The sequence below is a fragment of the Phenylobacterium sp. genome (assembly GCF_030646615.1).
Taxonomy (GTDB): Bacteria; Pseudomonadota; Alphaproteobacteria; order Caulobacterales; family Caulobacteraceae; genus Phenylobacterium.
Genome location: NZ_JAUSLG010000090.1, coordinates 1 through 21,233 on the forward strand (window position 1 = coordinate 1; position 21,233 = coordinate 21,233).

Below are 21,233 nucleotides of genomic sequence, written 5' to 3' on the forward strand. Positions count from 1 at the left end.
CTGGTGCCGCAGGACGTGGCCCTGTTCAACGACACCCTGCGGGCCAATATCGCCTTCGCCCGGCCCGAGGCGAGCGCCGCCGACATCCAGGCCGCGGCCGAAGCCGCGGAGCTGGGCGACTTCCTCGAAGGCCTGCCCGAGGGCCTCGACACCATGGTGGGCGAGCGGGGGCTGAAGCTGTCCGGCGGCGAGCGCCAGCGGGTGGGCATCGCCCGCGCCCTCTTGGCCGATCCCCGCCTGCTGATCCTGGACGAGGCCACCAGCGCCCTGGACGGGCGGACCGAGGAGGCGATCCAGGCGACCCTGCGCAAGGTCCGCACCGGCCGCACCACCCTGGTGGTCGCGCACCGGCTCTCGACCATCGTCGACGCCGACCTGATCGTCGTGCTGCGCCGGGGCCGGGTCGTCGAGCACGGGACCCATGACAGCCTGCTGGCCGCAGCCGGCGAATATGCCGCCCTGTGGCGGCGTCAGACCCGCCAGCGCTGAACCTATTCGGCGGCCCGGGGCAGGGCCTCATCGTTGGCGGCGCGGCCGGCCCGAGGTCGCATGCCAAGCCTGCGGCGCGCCCAGTCTGCAGCCCTGCCCAGGCGTTCCCCATAGACCTTGGGGGCGGCCAGCATCACCGGGGTCAGGACCAGGGTGAGCAGGGTGGCGAAGGACAGCCCCCAGACCACGGCCGCCGACAGCTGGACCCACCACTCCGACCCCGGCGCCCGATACTCGATGTGGCCGACCCTGAAATTGGGATGCAGCTGGAACATCAGGGGCAGCAGGCCGACCACGGTCACGACGGTGGTCAGGATCACCGGCCGGAACCGCTGGGTGGCGGCCCGCACGGCGGCGTCATCGGCCGGATATCCCGAGCGCCGCAGCTGGTAATAGGTGTCCACCAGCACGATGTTGTGGCCCACCACGACCCCGGCCAGGGCGACGATGCCGGTGCCCAGCATGATCACCGACACATAGTTGAACGTGCCCAGGAAGTTGATCTGCACCCCCAGCAGCACGCCGACCGTCGACAGCGCCACCGCCGAGAGGGTGACCACGACCCCATAGAAGCTGTTGAACTGCCAGAGGAGGATCACCCCCATCAGGAACAGCGAGACGGCCATGGCGGTCATGAAGAACTGCGCCGCCTCCTGGCCCTCCTCGTCGGCGCCGGTGAACTTCCAGCGCACCTGATCGTCGATATCGGCCTGTTCCAGCCAGGGGCGCAGCTCGGCGATCTTCTGGTTGGCGGCGACGCCGTCGATGGCGTTGGCCTGGACGATGACCAGCCGCTCGCCGTCCCGCCGCTGGATGGTGGTCACCTGCTGGGCGGGCGCCTGGCGGATGAAATAGCTGGCCGGCACGGGACCCAGCGCGGTGGAGATCTTCAGGTCGTCGAAGGCGGCCATGTTGCGCGCCTCCGGCGGGAAGCGGACGCGGATATCCAGCTCGTCCTCGGCGTCATCGGGGCGGAAACGGCCCACCAGCACGCCGGTGGTGATGAACTGGATGGCCTGGCCGACGGACAGGACATCGACCCCGTAGCGGCCGGCCGCCTGGCGATCGACGGCCAGGTTCAGCTCGATCCCGGGCGAGGTGCGGTTGTCCTCCAGCTCGAACAGTTGCGGGTCCGACGCCAGCCGCGCGCGGACCAGCTCGGCGGCGGCGTTCAGCGCCTCGGGGTTCTGGCCGCGCAGTTCGACCTGCACGTCCTTGCCGGTCGGCGGCCCGCCTTGAGGTTCACGCACCTCGATCTGCACGCCGGGCAGATCGGTCAGGCGGGTGCGGATGTCACCCACAATATCGGCGCCGCGGAGATCCAGGGCGAGCCGTTCTTCGAAATCGACCAGATCCACCTGTAGGCGGCCGACCGTGTCATTGGGGGGGCCGCCACCCCCGCCACCGGGGCTGGTGGCGCCGGAGCGGGTGTAGATGGAATTGACGCCGGGCACGTCCAGCAGACGGGCCTCCACCTGGCGGACCAGCACGTCGTGGGCCTCAGGCGAGAGGTTGCCCCGGGCCTTCACATAGACCTGCGCCCATTCCGGATCCTCCTCGAGGAAGAACTCGGTGCGATGCGGGGTCATGGCGAACCAGACCACGATGGCGGCCACGATCAGGAAGGTGGCGGCGAAGGTCCGGGTCGGCGCGGCGCCCAGGGCCCAGAGGGTGCGGGCATACCAGCCCATGAAGCCCGACATCTGCCGCGGGTCGCCCCGCTCGGATTTCTCGATCTCGGCCAGGTGGGCTTCGTCCACGGCGGCCTGTCGGCCGAAGATCGAGCCGAGCGCCGGGGTGAAGATCAGCGCCACGAAGATCGAGGCGCCGAGCACGTACATGAGCGTCAGGGGCAGGAAGCTCATGAACTTGCCCGGGATCGAGTTCCAGAACATGAACGGCAGGAAGGCGCAGAGCGTCGTCAGGGTGCCGTTCAGCACGGGGAAGAACATCCGCTTGCCGGCGGCTGCGAAGGCTTCCTCCTTCGGAAGGCCCTCGGCCATCTTGCGGTCGGCGTATTCGACCACGACGATGCCGCCGTCCACAAGGATGCCGACCGCCAGCACCAGGCCAAACATCACCATCTGGTTCAGGGTCACGCCTGAGGCGTTGAGCATCAGGAAGGCCAGCATGAAGCAGGCCGGGATCGCAGCGCCCACCATCAGCCCCTGACGGATGCCCAGGCTGTAGACGATGATCATCATCACCAGGATGGTGGCGATCAGCAGGCCCGATTCCAGCACCACCAGGGTGCGATGGATGAAGTCGCTCTGGTCATAGGTGTAGGAGACGCGGATCGTCTCCGGCCAGCGGGTCTCCTCCTCGGCGACGACGGCGCGGACCGCGTCCACCGTATCGAGGATGTTGGCCCCGCTGCGCTTGGCCACCTCCAGCGACATGGCCGGTTCGCCATTGAAGCGGGTGATGAAGTTGGGCTCCTTGAAGGTGCGCCGCACCTCGCCGATGTCGCCGACGGTGATGACCCGATCGCCGTTCTTCTTGATCGGCAGGCTCAGGATGTCGGCGGGCTCCTCGACCACGCCGGGCACCTTGACGGCGAACTGGCCGCCGCCGGAGCGCAGATTGCCGGCCGGCACCAGCTGGTTGTTGCGGCTGATCACCTGGGCCAGCTCGCCGGTGGTGACGTTGTAGGCCTCCATCCGCAGGGGATCGATGGTGACCTCGAGCATCTCCTCGCGGCCGCCGGTCAACTGTACTTCCAGCACGCCCGGCGCGGCCTCCAGGCGGTCCTGCAGGGTGCGGGCGATGCGGTACAGCTCTCGCTCAGGGGCGGCGCCCGACAGGACGATGCCGATGATCGGCTCGCCGCTGAAATTGGCCTCCTCGATGATCGGCTCTTCGGCGTCGGGGGGGAAACGCCCGCGGGCCAGGTCCACCTTGGCGCGGACCTCGGCCAGCGCCGTGTCCTTGTCGAAGTCGGCCTCGAACTCGAGGTTGACGATGGCCATGCTCTGGCGGGCCGCGGAGTTCATCTCCTTCAGCCCTTCGATGGACTGAAGCTCCACCTCCAGCGGCTTGACCAGCAGGCGCTCGGAGTCTTCGGGGCTGACCCCCGGATAGGGGACGACCACGGAGACGAAGGGGAAGTCGATGTCGGGATTGGCTTCCCGCGGCATGGCCAGATAGGCGAACAGGCCGAAGATACCGGCGATCAGCGTGACCCCGAGCACAACCTTCCGTCGCTTGATGGCGCCGTCGATCAAGGGACCGATCATTGTCGCAAGCCTCCTGTGCGGCGCGCCCTATTGGGCCATCGCCACGCGAACCTTCTGGCCCTGGTCGACATAGGACTGGCCGACGGTGATGACGCGGGTCTGGCCGGTGAGGCCGCGGACCCAGACCCCCTCGGCGCTCTCCTCCAGCACCTGGACCGGCGCGAAGGCCACCACCTCGCCTGCGCCCACATGGCGCACCCCCTGTCGGCCCTCGGAGTCGAGGACCAGGGCCGAGGGCGGCACCAGGTGCGCCGGACCAGAGGCGCTGGTGACCTTGATGTCGGCGGAAAGGCCCGAGCGCACGACGCCGCGGGGATTGCTGGCGATGATCTCCAGGCGATAGGTGCGCGTCGCCGGATCAGCCTCCCGCGCCACATAGCGGACCTGGCCCGAAATAACCTGGCCCGAGACCAGGGTGGCCGTGGCCGGCTCGCCGCCGGTCAGCCGGCCAGCCTGGGTTTCGGGGACGTCGCCGACGATCAGGATGGGGTCGAGCTCGATGAGGGTGCCGCAGGCCTGGCCCGGCGACAGATAGGTGCCGACCTCGGCCTCGCGGTTGTCGAACACCCCGGCGAAGGGCGCGCGGATATTGACCTGCTCCAGGGCGATCTCGGCCTGGCGCACAGCTGCGGCGGCGGCGTCCAGATTGGCCTGGTCCTGCAGCACCTGGGTCTCGGAGCGATAGCCCTTCTCGGCCAGGGAGGCCGAGGCCTTGCGCTGCAGTTCCCGGGACCGCAGGGCGGCCCTGGCCTGATCGAGCGAGGCCTGGCGGGCGTCCACCGACAGGCGGCAGAGCACGGCGCCGCGGGGCGCCACCGCCCCCTCGCGGGTCGGTGTGGCCGCGACGACGCCGGAGGTTTCGGAGCGGATCGTCACGCTGCGGGCGGCCTCGGTCCGGCCGCGCAGGCTCACCTGATAGGGCCGGGTCACCTCCTCGATCAGAGCGACCTGGACCTGCGGCGCCGCGTCAGCCTTGGCGGCGGCTTCGGCCGGGGCGCTGTCGCCGCCACCCAGGACGGTCATGAGGATGAAATAGAGCGCCAGCGCCCCAAAGACGCCGAGAATGAAATAGTGAGACGCCTTGAGACGCATAAATCTGTTCCCCCGGCTGCAACGACGGCGTGTGCAGCCCGTCCTAGCCCGCATGCCCATGTTCTCTGGGATCACGCGCCGGTTGTGCTGCGCTCCCGGCGCTCACGCAAATGAAATCGCAGACAGGATCGCTTTCGCGCTGCGACTGTGCCTGACGAACCGCAGCGAACGGCATAGGATTGCGGTCAAACCCCAGGGGCGCTTGCCCCCACCAGCCTTCCGAGGGAGCTCCTATGCGATATCTCCACACCATGGTCCGCGTGCGCGATCTCGACGCCTCGCTGGATTTCTACTGCAACAAGCTGGGCCTGACCGAGGTCTCCCGGATGGAAAACGCTGCGGGGCGTTTCACCCTGGTCTTTCTCTGCGCGCCGGGGGACGAGGAGATGGCCAAGGCCAATCGCGCCCCCACGGTCGAACTGACCTTCAACTGGGATCCCGAGGACTATCAGGGCGGCCGCAATTTCGGTCATCTGGCCTATGCGGTGGACGATATCTACGCCGCCTGCCAGCGCCTGAAGGACGGCGGTGTGACCATCAACCGGCCGCCGCGGGATGGCCATATGGCCTTTGTCCGCTCGCCCGACGGCATTTCGGTGGAGCTGTTGCAGGCCGGCGCGGCTCTGCCGCCGGCCGAGCCCTGGGCGTCGATGCCCAATGAGGGGCAGTGGTGATGGCGGGCGGGGCGAGGCTGACCCTCAACGACGGTCGAACCCTTCCTCAGGTGGGGCTTGGGGTGTGGCGCACGCCGGCCGATGACGCCGCCGTGGTGGTGCGCACGGCGCTGGAGGCCGGCTACCGGGCGGTGGACACCGCCGCCGTCTATGGCAACGAGGCCGGCGTCGGGGAGGGGGTCCGCACCTCGGCTCTTCCCCGCGACGAGGTGTTCGTCACCACCAAGCTGTGGAACGAGAGCCAGGGCTATGACCGCGCGCTGCGGGCCTTCGACAAGAGCCTGGACCGCCTCGGCTTCGACCATGTGGACCTCTATCTGATCCATTGGCCCTGCCCACAGCAGGGGCTCTACCTGGAGTCGTGGAAGGCCCTGATCCGGCTGCGGGAGGAGGGGCGGGCCAGGTCCATCGGCGTGTCCAACTTCGCCCCCGAACACCTGCAGAGGATCATCGATGAGACGGGCGTCGCCCCGGCGGTGAACCAGATCGAGCTTCACCCGAGGTTCCAGCAGGCCAGCCTGCGATCCGCCAACGCCGCAGCCGGCGTTCTGACCGAATCATGGAGCCCGCTGGGGCAGGGCCAGATCCTCGAGGATCCGGTCATCGGAGGTCTGGCGGTCAAGCACGGTGTGACGCCGGCCCAGGTGGTGATCCGCTGGCACGTCCAGCTTGGCCTGATCGTGATTCCGAAGTCGGTGACGCCGGCCCGGATTCTCCAGAACCTCGATGTCTTCGGGTTCGTCCTTGACGCCGATGACATGTCCGCCATGGCGAGCCTGGACAGTGCAGAGGGTCGCATAGGTCCCGATCCCGCGAGCTTCGGCTGAGCGGGGGGTGGCGACTGAGAGGGGTGTTGAATGCGCCTGCTGGCGCTGGGGTCGAAGCCTCTGACATCCAAGGCTTAGGCGGTGCGGTGGCTCCCCGAGCAGGACTCGAACCTGCGACAAGTCGGTTAACAGCCGACTGCTCTACCAACTGAGCTATCGGGGATCAGCACCGTAGGGCGGCGCGTATACGCCGGGCTGGCGGGCGGTGCAAGTCTCGCGAAGCGCGCTATCCACAGCCAGGATCAAAAAAGAGCCCGGCCGAAGCCGGGCTTGAGAAGGTTGGTGATGGTGGGGTGTCTTCAGAGAAGACGTCGTGAAGGTGGGCTTTTATGGTTAAACGAAGGTTAAGGGGCGCGGGTCCCGTCAGGACTGTCGGGCGCCGGATAGACAAGCCCTGGTCGAGGCCCTAGAGCCAGCATACCGGCCGTGCGAATAAGGCCGGGTGGCGATGCGAGCCGCGCCTCGCGGGGGGTCTTTTAGGACGTCATGCGGTTCTTCCAGCAGAACGCCATGTTCGCTTACGGCCTGGCGATTCTCAGCGCGGGTCTGGCCTTCTATGTTCGCTGGCTGCTGAACGGCGTGCTGCCGCCGGGCTTTCCCTATCTGACCTTTTTCCCCGCGGTGATTCTCACCGCCTTCTTGGCGGGGCTTTGGCCGGGCATTCTTTGCGCCGTGCTTTCGGGGCTGGCCGCCTGGTGGTTCTTCGTTCCCCCCATCGGCTTCAGCCTGTCGCTGTCCAGCGGCCTGACCCTGGTCTTCTTTGTCTTCGTGGTGGCGGTGGATATCGCGGTGATCGAGCTGATGCGCCGGGCGATGGCCAGCCTCGGCGCAGAGCAGGCCCTGACCGCCCAGCTGTATGAACGTCAAAGGGTGATGTTCCAGGAACTACAGCACCGGGTCGCCAACAACATGACCTTTGTCGCCGCCCTTTTGCAGATCAAGAAGCGGACCATCGAGAATCCGCAAGCCGCGGCGGCTCTGGATGAGGCGCGCGAGCGACTGGTCACCATGGCCCAGATCCACCGACGCCTCTATGATCCCGCCAGCCTGGAGCTTGGTGTCGACGCATCCCTGCGCGAGCTCTGTGACGACCTCGTTCAGGCGGCCGGGGTCAAGGGTGTCACCTGCTCGGTGCAGGCCGATGGGGTGGATCTCGACACCCCCCGGCTGGTGACCTTGTCTCTCCTGGTGGCCGAGGTGGTCACCAATTCCCTCAAGCATGCCTTCGCCGACCGCGCCGCCGGCCAGATCACCCTCGATCTGGCGCCTTTCGGCGACGATCGCGCGGCCCTGGTCATTGCCGATGACGGGCCAGGCTTCCCCGAGGCCGGCCCGAATCTGGAAGGCCGCATCAGCCTGGGGTTTGGCATCATGCAAAGCCTGGCGGGCCAGCTCGACGGCGCCCTGGACTTCCCGGCCGGTCGCGGCGCCCGGGTGCGGCTGATCTTCCCAATCTAGACAACCGCGACCCGACAAGTGCGGCGGCCATTGGCCTGTCGCACTCGGGGGGTGTCACTGCGGCTTCACGTCCGGGTGCGAAACCTCCCTCCCGACGGCGGGGCTCCCCGACGCCGGGATTTGACAGCGTAGAGGTTCTCCATGCGGCGACGATCAGGTGCGATCCTGGCGGCGATCGGCCTTGGCCTGGCGGGGTGCGGCGGCGAGGCCAAGACCTCGGACGGCAGCTGGCAGTCAGAGATGAAGGAAGTCCGGATGGCCGTTCGCGGGTCGGAGGACGACCCCATGATCACCCGGCGACTGACCGCCTACAAAACCTATATCGGCAAGGCCACCGGCCTGCCGGTCAAGCTCTACGAATCCTCTGACTATAACGGCACCATCCAGGCGCTCTCCAGCGGCCAGGTGGACATCGCCACCATCGCCGGCGGCGGCTACGCCAATGTGGACGCCCAGATCGGCGAACTGGCCCAGCCCATCCTCACCGTCCGCCAGGCCGAAGGGGATATCGGCTATTATTCCGGGCTGCTGGTGATGGCCTCCAGCCCCTACCGGTCGATCCAGGACCTGAAGGGCAAGACCCTCGGCTATGTGGATTTCAACTCCACGTCTGGCTACCTCTATCCCCGCGCCATGATGCGCGAGCAGGGAATCGACCCTGACACCTTCTTTGGCCGGTCGAGCTTCGCCGGCGGTCACACCCAGGCGGTGATGGCCTTGGACAATGGCCAGTTTGACGCCACCATCATCAATATGGGGGGCGGCGACCCCGAGCACGGCTTCACCACCGGCGCCCACTTCACCATGGCCCGTCGGGGCGTGGTGGACCTGGACGATTTCCGCATCATCTGGACCGCCGGTCCCATCCCCAACAGCGCCGTCGTGGTGCGCACCGACCGGCCGCAGCCCTTCATCGACGCCGTGCGCGGCGCCATGGCCGCCTTGCCCTATGACGATCCCGAGGTCTGGCGCGACATCGGCCAGCCCGATGGGGCGGCCTTTACCGCCGTCACCCGCGAGCACTATGCCCCCATCATCAAGCTGCGCGCCGACGACATCGCCGCCCGCCGTAGCGGAGCGCGGCAATGAGACGTCTGATCCTCGCCGCCACGGCGGTTCTGCTCAGCGCCGCCCAGGCCCAGACCCCGACCTTGCCCCTGCGGGTCGCCGATATTGGCCAGGCCGCCGGTCCTTGCGCGCCGTTGTCGGCCAACGCCCCGGCGGGCCAGAAGGCCTATTTCGACCTGCTGGCCGAGCGCCTGCAGACGGATGTGCTGAGCTGCCCGATGGCTGACTCTGCGGCCGCGGCCCAAGCCCTTGCGGCGGGTCAGGTCGACCTGGCGCGGCTGGACGGCGCGGTCTTCGGGCCCGTTTCTCACGAGGTGCGCAGCGTGCTCACGACCCGCGCCAAGGGGGCGCTGAACCGCCTGCCGGTGGTGGTCTCCACGCTGAAAACCGGCCAGGCTCAGACCCTGGCTGATCTGGCGGGCGCCGGCCTGGTGTTTGGCGGCCCGATGAAGGCCAGCCTTGAGGTCCCCAAGACCGCCCTGGCCAGCTATGGCGCCGATGACGCCTTCTTCGGGGATCAGTTGGTGGCGCAGGACTATGAGACCGCTGCAGTCCAGCTGCGCAGCGGCGCGGCCCAGGCCATGGTTCTGCACGCCGGCGCCTGGCAGAAGCTGTGCCGCGGCGACCAGCCGGGCGAAGACCTGTGCGCCGATCTTCGGGTCGTCTGGCGCCAGCGCCCGGTGGCCGGCCAGGCCTGGTCGGTTCGCACCGACATGACCGACGATCGCCGGTTCCGGCTCATCGGCGTCCATGTGGCCATGCACAATGAAGCGCCGGCCGCCTTCGCCTGGGCCGCGGGCCCAGACGCCGAGGAATTCGAGCCCACCGAGGCCAAGGCGCTGATCCACCAGGGTCCGACGGTCGGGTCATGAACGTGACCAACACCACCGTCGAGACCTTCGAGCGCGAACGCCGACGGATGTTGATCCGCCAGCGGACCCAGGCTGTGGTCGGCCTGGCGATCTTCTCGGCGCTGTTGCTGGTCTCGTTCCAGCGCAGCCAGTTCTTCGGCTCAGACATCGGCGGCGACCCCCTGGGGCGCATGGCCGACTTTCTCCAGCGGATGAATCCGGGGCTGCAGCCTGAGCTCCTGCTGGAGGACCGCCAGACCCGCGGCTCGCTGCATTCCTGGTTCTACGCCCTGCCGATCTGGTTGCGGGCGGCCTGGCAGACGGTGGAGATGGCGATCCTGGCCACGGCCCTGGGCTCCGTCCTGGCGCTGGGGGCCTCGTTCCTCACCGCCCAGAATCTCATGCCGTTTGCGCCGGTGCGCTTCGTGGTTCGTCGTATCCTGGAGGCGATCCGCACCCTGCCGGACCTGATCATGGCCCTGATCCTGGTGGCCGCCTTTGGGGTAGGGCCGCTGGCCGGGGTCCTGACCCTGACCATCTCGACCCTGGGGGGCCTGGGCAAGCTGTTCGCCGAGATCAACGAAGAGATCGACCCCCGTCAGCTGGAGGCCCTGCAAGCCAGCGGCGCGGGTCCGCTGAAGAAGATCCGCTACGGGGTCATGCCCCAGGTGCTGCCCAACTACGCCTCCTACGCCCTGATCCGGCTGGAGGGGAACCTGGCAGGGGCCGCGGCCCTGGGTATTGTCGGCGCCGGCGGCATCGGCCTCGAGCTGCAACGGGCCATCACCTACACCGAGTTCGACACCTATCTGGCCATCCTGATGATCATCATCGCGATGATCTTCCTGATCGACCTCTTCTCCGAGCATGTTCGCCACCGTCTGATCGGTCTGGAGAAGGCCTGATGACCCGTCCCGCCTATGATCAGGCCCTGGCCATCGCGCCGGACGCCCTTCGCGCCCCCTGGACGCGGCGGGCGCGAGACGCCGTCCTGCTGCTCCTGGCCCTGGCCGCGCTGGTCGGCATGGCTGTCGATCTGCAACTGGCGCCCGGCGCCCTGATGACCGGCTTCGGCAAGCTCGGCCGCTTCCTGGGCGAGATGTTCCCGCCCTCGTCCGGCGGCCAGTCGGAGCGCATCCTCAGGGCCCTGGCCGAGACCTTCGCCATGGCCTTTGCGGGCACGGCCATCGCCGCCGTGGTGGCCCTGCCGCTGGGCGTGATCGGCGCCAAGACGGTGGTGTCCAACGCCGCCCTGCATTTCGCCTTCCGGCGGTTCCTCGACATCTTCCGCGGGGTGCCGGCCCTGGTCTGGGCGCTGATCCTGGTCTCGGCCTTTGGATTGGGTCCCTTCGCCGGCGTGATCGCCCTGGCGCTCGCCGACATCCCCAATCTGGCCAAGCTGTTCTCCGAATCCCTGGAGAACGCCGACGCCAAGCCCCTGGAAGGGGTGCGCTCGGCCGGCGCCTCGCCCCTGGCGGTGATGCGGTTTGGCCTGGCGCCGCAGTTCGCGCCGGTGGCGACCAGCCAGACCCTGTTCTTCCTGGAAGGCAATTTCCGCAACGCCGGGGTGCTGGGCATCGTCGGGGCCGGCGGCATCGGCTTCGAGCTGGACGAGCGGATCCGCATCTTCGCCTTCGACGAAGTGGCCTTCATCATCCTGCTCTACATGATCGCCGTAGCCTGCCTCGACACCCTGTCCCGCTGGTTCCGCAACCGCCTCGCCTAGAGGGTAAAGGGGCGGTAGGCGCCCGGGGCGGCGTCCACGGGCGCGGAACTCGCCAGACCCACGGTGACCGCCCCCCAAGCGCAGGCCTGGTCGAGCGCCTGGGTCATGCTGGCGCCGGCGCTGAGGGCTTCCAGCAGGCCGGCGGCGAAGACATCGCCTGCGCCGGTGGCGTCGACCACATGGACTGGCGGCGGCCGCACGGTGGTCGGGGACCCGGCGCTGTAGGCGCTCGCCCCGGCCGCGCCATGGGTGACGACGATGGCAGATAGCCGTGGGCCGAAGACAGCCCGGGCGGCCTCGAACGGGGCGGCCAGGACGCCCGGCTCAAGATCGTCGGCCGAACAGACCACCACATCGGCGGGCCCGGCATAGTTCGGCGCCGGCCAGTGGACCACCACCGGCCCACGGCTGTGGGCGGCCCAGGCGTCGGCGCCCGGGAAGGCGGCGCGCACATAGACCCCATCAGGCCGAACGCCGGGGTGATCGGCCGGCGCGGGGAGGGGCGGCAGAACAAGCCGGGCGCGGTCGAGGTCCAGACCGAGCACCAGGCGCTCGCCATCCGGCTCAATCAGAATCAGGGTGGTGCGACTTTCCCCCGGTCGGCGTCCCACCAGGGCGACATCGAGACCGGCGGCCCTGGCCAGGGCGATCGCCTGGTCGCCGCCGGCGTCGGAGGCGACAAGACTCGCCAGCCTGACCGTGTGGCCCGCCTTCATGAGGGCCACGCCGGCATTGGCGCCTCCGCCGCCGAGGCGAGGGCCGAGGCTGGCCTCCAGGCTGCGCCCGGCCACGCGGCCGCCGCGTTCGAGGGCGTTCTCCAGCCAGACCGGACGGTCCAGGGCCAGGGCGCCGATCACCAGGAAGTCCGCCATGTTGTCGCCTCCGCAGGCCACACCTAGGTCATGGCGGTGACGTGGGCGAGACACCCCGCCACGGTCCAGCCGACAAATCCCCCCTTGGTGCGCGCAGGGGTCCTGGCGGCCGTCACGTCGGGGTCACTGGGCAGGTCTAGTCTGCAACACATCAAGAGCTTACCGCCGAACCCTGGAGGCAGGATGCTGGAGCTGCGCAACGTGACCAAGCGGTTCGGGGAGGTCAGCGCCGTCGACGGCGTGTCCTTCAAGTGTGACCGCGGGGAGTTCATCGGGGTGATCGGACGCTCAGGCGCCGGGAAATCCACCCTGTTGCGCATGATCAACCGCCTGGCCGACCCCAGTTCGGGTCAGATCCTCTGGGACGGTGAGGATGTCGGCAAGCTGAGGGGCAAGCCCCTGCGCCGCTGGCGTCGCCGCTGCGCCATGATCTTCCAGCAGTTCAATCTCTGCCCGCGGCTGGACGTGATCACCAATGTCCTGGTGGGCGTGCTGGCCGAGCGGCCGACCGCCACCTCCCTGCTCAAGATCTTCCCCGCCGAGGACCGCGCCCGCGCCATACTCGAGCTCGATCGCCTCGACATGGCCCAGGTGGCCCTGCAACGGGCCGCGACCCTGTCGGGCGGACAGCAGCAGCGGGTGGCCATCGCCCGGGCCATGCTGCAGGAGCCCGACATGCTGCTGGCCGACGAGCCGGTGGCTTCGCTGGATCCCATCAACGCCGAGGTGGTGATGGAGGCCCTGGAGGACGTGTGCCGCGAGCGCGGCATCCCGGTGATCGTCAACCTGCACAGCCTCGACATCGCCCGGCGCTACTGCACGCGCATCATCGGCATGTCCAAGGGCAAGATCATCTATGACGGCGCGCCCTCGGGCCTGACGCCGGACGTGGTCGACAGGATTTATGGCGTGCGCACCGGCCGCGCCGGCCGCGCCTTCGCCACCCAGGCCGTGGCCGCCGCCTGATGGGTCTGAAACTTGCCGACCGGCCCCTGGCGCCGGGTTATCGCTATGTCGAGCGCTTCGTCCCGCCGGTTGAACCGATTGAGAAGGTTCGCGGGCCAGAACCCGCCATCAACGCCCAGGCCCAGGTGCATGACAGCATCCTTGGCCCCTGGTGCCGGGTGGGCGCGCGCACCAGCCTGTCGGAAACCGCCATGGGGGCGTTCAGCTATATCGTGAACGACTCCAGCTCGGCCTATGCCGAGATCGGCAAGTTCTGCTCGATCGCGCGCGACGTCCGGATCAATCCTGGCAATCACCCGACCTGGAAGGCCGCCCAGCACCACTTCAGCTATCGCGCCATCTCCTATGAGCTGGGCGACGAGGACGACCAGGACTTCTTCGAGTGGCGCCGCTCCCACACCGTGACCCTGGGCCACGATGTCTGGCTGGGCCATGGGGTGACCGTGCTGCCCGGCGTCACCGTCGGCACGGGCGCGGTTGTCGGGGCCGGCGCGGTGGTGTCCAAGGATGTGGCCCCCTTCACAATCGTGGGCGGCGTGCCGTCCAAGCCGATCCGTGAGCGCTTCCCCCAGGCGGTGCAGGATGGCCTTCTCGCGATCGCCTGGTGGGACTGGGAACATGAACGCCTCGCCGACGCCCTCGACGACTTCCGCACCCTCGACGCCGACGCCTTCGTCGAAAAATACGCCTAAGGTCGGGCTGCTGATCCTCGTGGTCGGCCCCTCCGGGGTCGGCAAGGACACCCTGATCGACGGGGCGAGGGCGGCCCTCGCCGACGATCCCCATGTGGTCTTTGTCCGTCGCGACATCACCCGCCCGGCCGAGGCCGGGGGCGAAGATCATCAGCCGGTCAGCGAGGCCGAGTTTCACCGCCGCGAGGCGGCCGGCGACTACACCCTGTCCTGGCGCGCACATGGCCTGTGCTACGGCGTACCGGTCGACATCCTCCAGGACCTGGCCATGGGGCGCCGCGTGGTGGCCAATGTGTCCCGCGGGGTCATTGACGAGGCCCGCAGCCGTCTGGGCGCCGTGCGCATCGTGTCGGTCAGCGCTGATCCGGACCAGCTCGCCGAACGCCTGCGCCAGCGCGGCCGTGAGACCGAAGCCGAGGTCACCGACCGCATCGCCCGCGCCCAGGCCTACAGCATCGCCGGCCATGACGTGGTCGAGCTGCGCAACGATGGCTCACGAGAAGCTGGCGTCATGGCCATGGTGAGCGCCATCCTCCGGGTGGATTGAGTCTGGAGCAGCTGAGGCGATCTGCTAGGAGGGTTGGCCCTCAGTCACCTGCCTAGGAGCCGCCCGTGGTCGACTCGCTGGAACTGGCCCTGACCAACCTGCTGACCCCGGCCATCCTGTTCTTTCTGCTGGGTTTTGGGGCCGGCTGGTTCAAGTCCGACCTGACCGTGCCGGAAGGCGCCGCCAAGACCTTGGCCCTGGTGCTGATGCTGTCCATCGGGTTCAAGGGCGGTGTTGAGGCTGCGCGAGCTGGTCTGAGCCCGGAATTTCTCAAGGCCGCGGGTGTTGGCCTGACCCTCAGCTTCGGCATTCCCGTCATCGCCTTTGGCGTCCTCAAGATGATCAGTCGGCTGGACCGGACCACAGCAGCGGCGACGGCGGCGCACTATGGGTCAGTGTCCATCGTCACCTTCGTGGCGGGGACAGAATTTCTGCGGGTCGGCGGCGTGCCATTCGGCGGTTACATGGTCGCCGTGGTGGCCCTGATGGAGACCCCGGCCATCCTCTCAGCCCTCATCCTGGCCGGCGGCGGCGCAGCGGGCCGCCAGGGCTTGCGCCGCGAACTCTTCCGCGAGGTGGCGCTGAATGGGTCCGTCGTCCTGCTGATCGGCGCCTTCCTCGTCGGCCTGCTCAGCGGTGACGCCGGCATGGCCAAGATGGAGGTCTTTGTCGGTCCCGTTTTTCAGGGGGTGCTGGTTCTCTTCCTGTTGGATATGGGGCTGGTGGCGGCGAGGCGGCTTAGCGCTGCGCGCTCGCTCACCCTGCCGCTCGTGGCGTTTGCGATCCTCATGCCGCTGGCGTCTTCGGCCCTGTCGCTCGGCCTGTCCCTGGCTCTTGGCCTGTCGCCGGGCAATGCCGCAGTCCTCGCCATCTTGGCGGCAAGCGCTTCTTATATCGCCGTGCCGGCCGCCATGCGGATCGCCCTGCCGGACGCTGACCCGGGCGTCTATCTGACCCTGTCCCTGGCCGTGACATTCCCGTTCAATCTGGTCTTTGGCATTCCCCTCTATACGGCGGCCGCCGCCGCCCTCATCGGGTGAGATCCATGCAGCTGTCGCACCGCAAGAAGCTGGAAATCATCGTCGAGGCGCCGGTGTTGCGGCGTGTCGAAGCCTTCCTCGCCGAGGCGGGGGTGCGGGGCTGGACCGTGCTGCCCAGCTTGGCCGGCGCCGGCGACAGCGGCGAATGGCGCAGCGGGGACTTCACGCCTGGCCAGGAAAAGCGCCTGATCTTTGCGCTCGTGACCGCCGAGGTGGCCGATCGCGTCCTGGCCCGTCTGGCTGACTTCTTCGCCGACTATCCCGGCGTCGTGGCCGTGTCTGACGTGGAGGTCATGCGCGGCGAGAAATTCTAGACCCGCGCGGTCTCGCTGGCGAAGCTGAAGCGCGACATGACCTCGAAGGGCGCGTCGCGGTCGGCCTGGCGGTAGATGGCGACGCTGTCGAAGCGGTGTGGCCCGGTCACATAGGCGAAGAGCTGCAGCAGGGTCTCCAGCACCCGGGCGCGCATGGCGTCGTCGGCGATCCCACTGGTCAGCGTCATGTGAAAGCGGAAGTCGTCGAAGATATAGGGATAGCCCCATTCCAGCATCCGGGCGTCCTGGACCGGCGTCAGGTTCGCCTTGCGGCGCCGGGCGATGTCGGCCTCCGACAGGGGGGCGCGGAAGGGATCGAAGTCCCGCACGCAGGCCTCGGCCAGGGCGTCCATGGCCGGGCAGGGGTCATTGAGCCGGAAGGCCAGAAAACGCCCCAGCGCCTGGGGGGAGATCGAGGCCTCGAAAGCGGCTCGGCGGCCGGCGAAGCCTTCGGCGAAGTCCAGCAGGTCCCGCTCACTGGCGCCGTCGGCCAGCTCGAACGGCGCCTTCAGGGTGGCGTGGAAGCCATAGCCCCGGGGGCTGGCGGTCAGGGCGTCGAGGTCGAGGTCGGCCAGGGCTGGCGTGGCCGGCCGGACACAATCCACCTTGCGATGGGGATCGCGACCGAGCCAGGCGCAGGCCAGGTCCCACAGGTCCCCATGCGGATCCGGTGCGTAATAGACGGCGTAGCGGGGGCTCATGCCACCCGCGCGCCCTGGCGCCAGACTTCCACCGGAACGGGCCAGCCCTGGCTGCGGCGGGAGACCCGCACCAGATCCGCCCGCTGGCCGGCGACGATCTCGCCGCGGTCCTCGAGGCCCAGGCTGCGGGCCGGGGCCGAGCTGACCGTGGCCATGGCGTCCTGCGGCGCCCAGCCCAGGTCGTCGATCAGCATGAAGGCGGAGCGCAGCATGGAGAGGGGCACATAGTCCGAGGCGAGGATGTCGAGCACGCCGGCCTCGGCGCTCTCGCGGGCCGACAGATTGCCCGAATGTGAGCCGCCGCGCACGAAGTTCGGCGCCCCCATGGCCACGAACATGCCCAGCTCGCGCGCCCTGTGGGCCGCGGTCAGGGTGACGGGAAACTCCGCGATGATGCAGCCGTCGTCATGGGCCTCTTCCACATGCTCCAGCGTCTCGTCGTCATGGGCGGCCAGCGGCAGGCCGTATTCCCGGGCGAACGCCACCACCTTGCGGCGGTTGTCATAGGCCACGCCGGGATCACGGCCGGCGTGGCGCCGCGCCATGATCTCTTCGATCTCGTCCGGCGAACGACCGGCCGCCACCATGCGGGCCTGGAGGCGCTCCACATTGGCGGTCTGCCGCTGACCGGGCGTGTGGTCCATGACCGACAGCAGCTTCAGCCGCGGATTGTCGGCGTGCGGCTCCAGCAGGGTGAGCAGTTCGGGATTGGTCACTTCGCAGCGCAGGTGCAGCAGGTGGTCGGCGCGCAGGGCGCCGTCGGCCTGGGCCTGGTCCATGCCGCCGATCATCGGACCCAGCGCGTCCTTGCGGTCGAGGCCGTCCTTGCGCCCGTGCAGGCTAAGCGAGTCCAGCACCGTGGTGATGCCGGCGGTGACGCACTGGCCGTCATGGGCCAGCGCCGCCCCATAGGCGTCCCACAGGGCGCCGGGGCGGGGCTGGTAGTGCTTTTCCAGATTGTCGGTGTGGATGTCGATCAGGCCCGCGACCAGCACGTCGCCGGTCCAGTCCAGCGCGCCGGCGGGCGCTGAGGCCCGGGCCTCCACGGCGGCGATGACGCCGTCGCGGAGGACCAGTTCGGCGGCGATCTGGCCCGTGGGCGTGATCACCTGGTCGGAGAAGATACGGGTCTCGGTCATGGTCAGGCCGCCGCCTTGAATTGCGACACTTCGAACAGCCGGCTGGCCACGGCGTCGCGGACGTCGAGATCGTGGAAGATGCCGATCATGGCGGCGCCCTCAGCCAGGGCCTCCTTGATCAGCCGCACGACGATGGCCCGGTTTTCCGCATCCAGGGAGGCGGTGGGCTCGTCCAGCAGCAGGACCGGATATTTCCGGATGAAGCTGCGGGCGATGTTCACCCGCTGCTGCTCGCCGCCGGAGAAGGTGGCCGGCGGCAGGTCCCAGTGGGCCTCGGGCAGGCGAAGGGCCGACAGCAGTTCGCTGGCCCGGTCCTTGGCCTCGTCGAACGAGACGCCGTTTTCCAGCAGGGGCTCCATCACCAGCTGCAGGGTCGGCACCCGGGGGATGACCCGCAGGAACTGGGAGACATAGCCCAGGGTCCGGCGGCGGACCTCCAGCACCTCGTGGGGGTTGGCCTTCGTGATGTCCACATAGGCGCCGTCATGCCAGACCTTCACCGCCCCTTGGGTCGGCAGATAGTTGCCGAAGATGGAGCGCATCAGGGTGGACTTGCCGACGCCGGACTGTCCGGCCAGCACCACGCATTCGCCGGCGGCGACCTGCAGGGTCAGGTCCTGGAAGACCGGGATGGTGGCCGATTCCGCGTTGTGCAGAACGAAGGTCTTGGCCAGGTCTTCGACGATGATCAGGGGTTTGTCGGTCATGGCTCTAGATCTGCAGGACGGAGGAGACGAGGAGCTGGGTGTAGGGATGCTGGGGATCGTCCAGCACCTGGTCGGTCAGGCCGGTTTCCACGACCTCACCGCCCTTCATGACCATCAGGCGGTCGGCCATCAGCCGGGCCACGGCCATGTCGTGGGTGACGATGATCACCGCCAGGCCCAGGTCGCGGACCAGTTCGCGCAGCAGGTCGAGCAGGCGGGCCTGCACCGAGACGTCCAGGCCGCCGGTGGGCTCATCCATGAACACCAGGCGGGGGCCATGGATCAGGTTGCGGGCCACCTGGATCCGCTGCTGCATGCCGCCGGAGAAGTTGCGCGGCTTGTCGTCGATCCGGCGGGTGTCGAGTTCGACCCGGTCCAGCCAGTCGATGGTGGCCTGGCGCATATTGCCGTAGTGGCGACCGCCCAGGTTCATCAGCGGCTCGGCCACATTGGCCCCGCCCGAGACCCGCATGCGCAGGCCATCGCGGGGGTTCTGGTGCACGAAACCCCATTCTTCCCGCTGCATCCGGCGCCGGTCAGGCTCGGACAGGCCGTAGATGTCGGTCAGGCCGAAGCGGCGGGTGTCGAAGCGGACCTCGCCCGAGGTGGGCGTCAGCTTGCCGGAGATGCAGTTGAGCAGGGTCGTCTTGCCCGACCCGCTCTCACCGACGATGCCCAGCACCTCGCCGGGCCGCAGGTCGAAGGCCACGTCGCGGCAGCCCAGGACATGGCCGTACCACTTGGTCAGGCCCTCGACGCTGAGCAGCGGCGCCGGGGCTATTCTGCCAGGGATGGCGTTCATTGGGCGGGCTCCTTCAGGGCGGCGTCCTGATCCAGGGTATGACCGGCCATCGGTCCGACATGGCCGGCGGCGCGGCGTTCTGCGCAGTGGTGGCTGTCGGAGCAGACGAACATCTTGTCGCCGGCGTCATCGAGGATGACCTCGTCGAGATAGGAGTCCTTGGCCCCGCAGAGGGCGCAGGTCTCTTCCCAGGTCTGGGTCTCGAAGGGGTAGTCCTCGAAGTCCAGGCTGCGCACGCGGGTGAAGGGCGGCACGGCGTAGATCCGCTTTTCCCGGCCCGCCCCGAACAGCATGACCGCCTCGTTCTGGGCCATCTTCGGATTGTCGAACTTGGGGATCGGCGAGGGCGACATCAGGTAGCGTTCCTCCACCATCACCGGATAGCCGGCGGTGGCGGCGATCCGCCCATAGGCCGAGATGTTCTCGTAGAGCGAGACGTACTGCAGGCCGTATTCCTCATAGGCGTGCATGGCGCGGGTCTCGGTCTCCCGGGCCTCCAGGCCGCGCAGAGGCTCGGGCTGCGGCACCTGATAGATCAGGACCTGGCCAGCTTTCAGGGGCTTTTCCGGGATCCGGTGGCGGGTCTGGATGATGGTCGCCTCGCCGGTGTCCTCGGTGGTGGCCACATCGGCCACATTGGCGAAGAACCGACGGATCGAGACGGCGTTGGTGGTGTCGTCGGCGCCCTGGTCAATGCACTTGTAGACATCGTCGGGGCCGATGATCGCCGCGGTCAGCTGGATGCCGCCGGTGCCCCAGCCGTAGGGCACGGGCATTTCCCGCGAGCCGAAGGGCACCTGGTATCCGGGGATGGCCAGGGCCTTCAGGATCGAGCGGCGGATCATCCGCTTCGTCTGCTCATCGAGATAGGCGTAGTTGTAATAGCGCTCGGGCGCATTGGCGCGAGCCGGGACGGGCGTACTCATTCTGCGGCTTCCTTCAGGGCGGCGCGGCGCTCGAAGTGCTCCTTGCGGAGCCGGCGGATCAGTTGCAGGTCGGCCTGGAAATCGACGTAGTGGGACAGCTTCAGGTGCTGCACGAAGCCCGAGGCCTCCACATTGTCGGAGTGGTAGAGGACGAACTCCTCGTCCTGCACCGGGGCGTCGGCCTGTTCGCCCACTTCGCGGTGACGCAGGGCGCGGTCGACAATGGCCATGCTCATGGCCTTGCGCTCGCAATGGCCGAAGGTCAGGCCATAGCCGCGGGTATATTGCGGCGGGCGCTCGGCCGAACCGGCGAAACCCGACAGCATGGTGCATTCGGTCAGGGTGACTTCGCCGATCTCGATGGCGAAGCCGAGTTCGTCGGGGACGAATTCGACGGCCACCTCGCCCATGCGGATCTCGCCGCAGAGGGGGTGGGTCGAGCCCCAGCCGCGCTGCGAGGAATAGGCCAGGCTGAGCAGGAAGCCCTCGTCGCCGCGGGCCAGGGCCTGCAGGCGCTGGTCGCGATCGGCGGGGAACTTCATCGGCTGGCGGGTGAGGTCGTAGGGCTCAGGCGCCTCGTCGGCCCGGACGTCGTGCTCCAACAAATCCTCATGGCGGAACACCGAGGCGATGTTGGGCATGGGATAGGCCTGGGGCTCTTCAGCCTGGGGCGCGGGCTCGGGCGCTGCGCCGCCTTCCGCCGCCAGGGCGAAGTCGAGCAGGCGGTGGGTGTAGTCGAAAGTGGGGCCAAGCACCTGGCCGCCGGGAATGTCCTTGAAGGCGGCCGAGACGCGGCGGCGCACCGCCATGGCCTCGGTCTCCACGGGCAGGGAGGCGCCGAAGCGGGGCAGGGTGGTGCGATAGGCGCGCAGCAGGAAGATGGCCTCGGGCAGGTCGCCCCGGGCCTGCTTGACCGCGAGCGCAGCCAGGTCGCGGTCGTAGCAGGAGCCTTCGCTCATCACCCTGTCGACGGCCAGCGACAGCTGTTCGCGAACCTGCGCGACCTCCAGCTCGCTGACGCCCGGATCGCCGCGGCGATCCTCGGCCAGCCACTGGTGGGCGTGGGTGATCGCCTTCTCGCCGCCTTTGACGGAAACATAGGCCAT

Annotated in this window: 23 protein-coding genes and 1 tRNA gene; 13 read left to right on the forward strand and 11 right to left on the reverse strand. The window is 68.4% G+C overall.

Features of this window, described 5'->3' with window-relative positions; genetic code table 11:
* Positions 1-489 (forward strand): ATP-binding cassette domain-containing protein (locus Q7S93_RS15950; RefSeq protein ID WP_304714983.1); only part of this gene is annotated, 489 nt, incomplete at its 5' end.
* A 2-nt stretch (positions 490-491) separates the two neighbouring features.
* Here Q7S93_RS15950 and Q7S93_RS15955 read toward each other — a convergent pair.
* Entirely contained in the window at positions 492-3,725 is a 3,234-nt protein-coding gene (locus Q7S93_RS15955; RefSeq protein WP_304714985.1) for an efflux RND transporter permease subunit, read from the reverse strand.
* Positions 3,726-3,752: 27 nt separating this feature from the next.
* Positions 3,753-4,817, reverse strand: a complete 1,065-nt coding sequence (locus tag Q7S93_RS15960; RefSeq protein WP_304714986.1) for an efflux RND transporter periplasmic adaptor subunit — start codon at positions 4,815-4,817, stop codon at positions 3,753-3,755.
* 233 nt (positions 4,818-5,050) lie between these two features.
* Between Q7S93_RS15960 and Q7S93_RS15965 the strand changes: the two genes are divergently transcribed.
* Positions 5,051-5,491, forward strand: a complete 441-nt coding sequence (locus Q7S93_RS15965; protein WP_304714987.1) for a VOC family protein — start codon at positions 5,051-5,053, stop codon at positions 5,489-5,491.
* Positions 5,491-6,318, forward strand: a complete 828-nt coding sequence (locus tag Q7S93_RS15970; protein WP_304714988.1) for an aldo/keto reductase — start codon at positions 5,491-5,493, stop codon at positions 6,316-6,318. The genes Q7S93_RS15965 and Q7S93_RS15970 overlap by 1 nt, the downstream gene beginning before the upstream one ends.
* 87 nt (positions 6,319-6,405) lie before the next feature.
* Here Q7S93_RS15970 and Q7S93_RS15975 read toward each other — a convergent pair.
* Positions 6,406-6,481, reverse strand: a tRNA-Asn gene (locus Q7S93_RS15975).
* 323 nt (positions 6,482-6,804) lie between these two features.
* Here Q7S93_RS15975 and Q7S93_RS15980 point away from each other — a divergent pair.
* The 5 genes from Q7S93_RS15980 (at position 6,805) to phnE (Q7S93_RS16000) (ending at position 11,421) form a co-directional block, all read left to right on the forward strand.
* Positions 6,805-7,776 carry a sensor histidine kinase gene (locus tag Q7S93_RS15980; RefSeq protein WP_304714990.1) on the forward strand — a complete coding sequence of 324 codons (972 nt, stop codon included), beginning with the start codon at positions 6,805-6,807 and terminating at the stop codon, positions 7,774-7,776.
* A gap of 141 nt (positions 7,777-7,917) precedes the next feature.
* Entirely contained in the window at positions 7,918-8,865 is a 948-nt protein-coding gene (phnD, locus tag Q7S93_RS15985; protein WP_304714991.1) for a phosphate/phosphite/phosphonate ABC transporter substrate-binding protein, read from the forward strand.
* Positions 8,862-9,716, forward strand: a complete 855-nt coding sequence (locus tag Q7S93_RS15990; RefSeq protein WP_304714993.1) for a PhnD/SsuA/transferrin family substrate-binding protein — start codon at positions 8,862-8,864, stop codon at positions 9,714-9,716. The genes phnD and Q7S93_RS15990 overlap by 4 nt, the downstream gene beginning before the upstream one ends.
* Positions 9,713-10,600, forward strand: a complete 888-nt coding sequence (phnE, locus tag Q7S93_RS15995; protein ID WP_304714996.1) for a phosphonate ABC transporter, permease protein PhnE — start codon at positions 9,713-9,715, stop codon at positions 10,598-10,600. Before Q7S93_RS15990 ends, phnE (Q7S93_RS15995) begins: the two co-directional genes overlap by 4 nt.
* Complete coding sequence (phnE, locus tag Q7S93_RS16000) at positions 10,600-11,421, forward strand: phosphonate ABC transporter, permease protein PhnE (protein ID WP_304714998.1); 822 nt, start codon at positions 10,600-10,602, stop codon at positions 11,419-11,421. The genes phnE (Q7S93_RS15995) and phnE (Q7S93_RS16000) overlap by 1 nt, the downstream gene beginning before the upstream one ends.
* Here the strand turns inward: phnE (Q7S93_RS16000) and Q7S93_RS16005 are convergent.
* Both Q7S93_RS16005 and Q7S93_RS16010 read right to left on the reverse strand, forming a co-directional pair.
* Entirely contained in the window at positions 11,418-12,293 is an 876-nt protein-coding gene (locus Q7S93_RS16005) for a PfkB family carbohydrate kinase (protein ID WP_304715000.1), read from the reverse strand. The genes phnE (Q7S93_RS16000) and Q7S93_RS16005 overlap by 4 nt on opposite strands.
* A 23-nt stretch (positions 12,294-12,316) precedes the next feature.
* The gene (locus Q7S93_RS16010) at positions 12,317-12,445 is read right to left on the reverse strand and encodes a hypothetical protein (RefSeq protein ID WP_304715001.1); all 129 of its coding nucleotides are present in this window, start codon (positions 12,443-12,445) and stop codon (positions 12,317-12,319) included.
* Positions 12,446-12,476: 31 nt separating this feature from the next.
* On the opposite strand from Q7S93_RS16010, the gene phnC reads away from it, so the two are divergent.
* From phnC to Q7S93_RS16035, 5 genes are all read left to right on the forward strand, one after another.
* The gene (phnC, locus tag Q7S93_RS16015) at positions 12,477-13,259 is read left to right on the forward strand and encodes a phosphonate ABC transporter ATP-binding protein (protein ID WP_304715002.1); all 783 of its coding nucleotides are present in this window, start codon (positions 12,477-12,479) and stop codon (positions 13,257-13,259) included.
* Complete coding sequence (locus Q7S93_RS16020) at positions 13,259-13,951, forward strand: hypothetical protein (RefSeq protein ID WP_304715004.1); 693 nt, start codon at positions 13,259-13,261, stop codon at positions 13,949-13,951. Before phnC ends, Q7S93_RS16020 begins: the two co-directional genes overlap by 1 nt.
* The gene (gene phnN / locus Q7S93_RS16025; RefSeq protein ID WP_304715006.1) at positions 13,878-14,498 is read left to right on the forward strand and encodes a phosphonate metabolism protein/1,5-bisphosphokinase (PRPP-forming) PhnN; all 621 of its coding nucleotides are present in this window, start codon (positions 13,878-13,880) and stop codon (positions 14,496-14,498) included. Before Q7S93_RS16020 ends, phnN begins: the two co-directional genes overlap by 74 nt.
* A gap of 65 nt (positions 14,499-14,563) precedes the next feature.
* On the forward strand, positions 14,564-15,538 hold the full coding sequence (locus tag Q7S93_RS16030; protein WP_304715007.1) for a sodium-dependent bicarbonate transport family permease: 975 nt from the start codon (positions 14,564-14,566) through the stop codon (positions 15,536-15,538).
* 5 nt (positions 15,539-15,543) lie between these two features.
* Positions 15,544-15,852 (forward strand): P-II family nitrogen regulator, encoded by a 309-nt coding sequence (locus Q7S93_RS16035; RefSeq protein ID WP_304715008.1) that lies wholly within the window; start codon positions 15,544-15,546, stop codon positions 15,850-15,852.
* On the opposite strand, the gene Q7S93_RS16040 is transcribed toward Q7S93_RS16035, so the two are convergent.
* From Q7S93_RS16040 to Q7S93_RS16065, 6 genes are read right to left on the reverse strand one after another with little or no spacing between them, the layout of a single operon-like run.
* Positions 15,849-16,553 carry a DUF1045 domain-containing protein gene (locus Q7S93_RS16040; RefSeq protein WP_304715011.1) on the reverse strand — a complete coding sequence of 235 codons (705 nt, stop codon included), beginning with the start codon at positions 16,551-16,553 and terminating at the stop codon, positions 15,849-15,851. The genes Q7S93_RS16035 and Q7S93_RS16040 overlap by 4 nt on opposite strands.
* Entirely contained in the window at positions 16,550-17,692 is a 1,143-nt protein-coding gene (locus Q7S93_RS16045) for an alpha-D-ribose 1-methylphosphonate 5-triphosphate diphosphatase (protein WP_304715012.1), read from the reverse strand. Before Q7S93_RS16045 ends, Q7S93_RS16040 begins: the two co-directional genes overlap by 4 nt.
* Before the next feature lie 2 nt (positions 17,693-17,694).
* The gene (gene phnL / locus Q7S93_RS16050; protein ID WP_304715013.1) at positions 17,695-18,399 is read right to left on the reverse strand and encodes a phosphonate C-P lyase system protein PhnL; all 705 of its coding nucleotides are present in this window, start codon (positions 18,397-18,399) and stop codon (positions 17,695-17,697) included.
* A 4-nt stretch (positions 18,400-18,403) separates the two neighbouring features.
* On the reverse strand, positions 18,404-19,201 hold the full coding sequence (phnK, locus tag Q7S93_RS16055; RefSeq protein ID WP_300573857.1) for a phosphonate C-P lyase system protein PhnK: 798 nt from the start codon (positions 19,199-19,201) through the stop codon (positions 18,404-18,406).
* On the reverse strand, positions 19,198-20,127 hold the full coding sequence (locus tag Q7S93_RS16060; RefSeq protein WP_304715015.1) for an alpha-D-ribose 1-methylphosphonate 5-phosphate C-P-lyase PhnJ: 930 nt from the start codon (positions 20,125-20,127) through the stop codon (positions 19,198-19,200). Before Q7S93_RS16060 ends, phnK begins: the two co-directional genes overlap by 4 nt.
* Positions 20,124-21,233 carry a carbon-phosphorus lyase complex subunit PhnI gene (locus tag Q7S93_RS16065; RefSeq protein WP_304715017.1) on the reverse strand — a complete coding sequence of 370 codons (1,110 nt, stop codon included), beginning with the start codon at positions 21,231-21,233 and terminating at the stop codon, positions 20,124-20,126. The genes Q7S93_RS16060 and Q7S93_RS16065 overlap by 4 nt, the downstream gene beginning before the upstream one ends.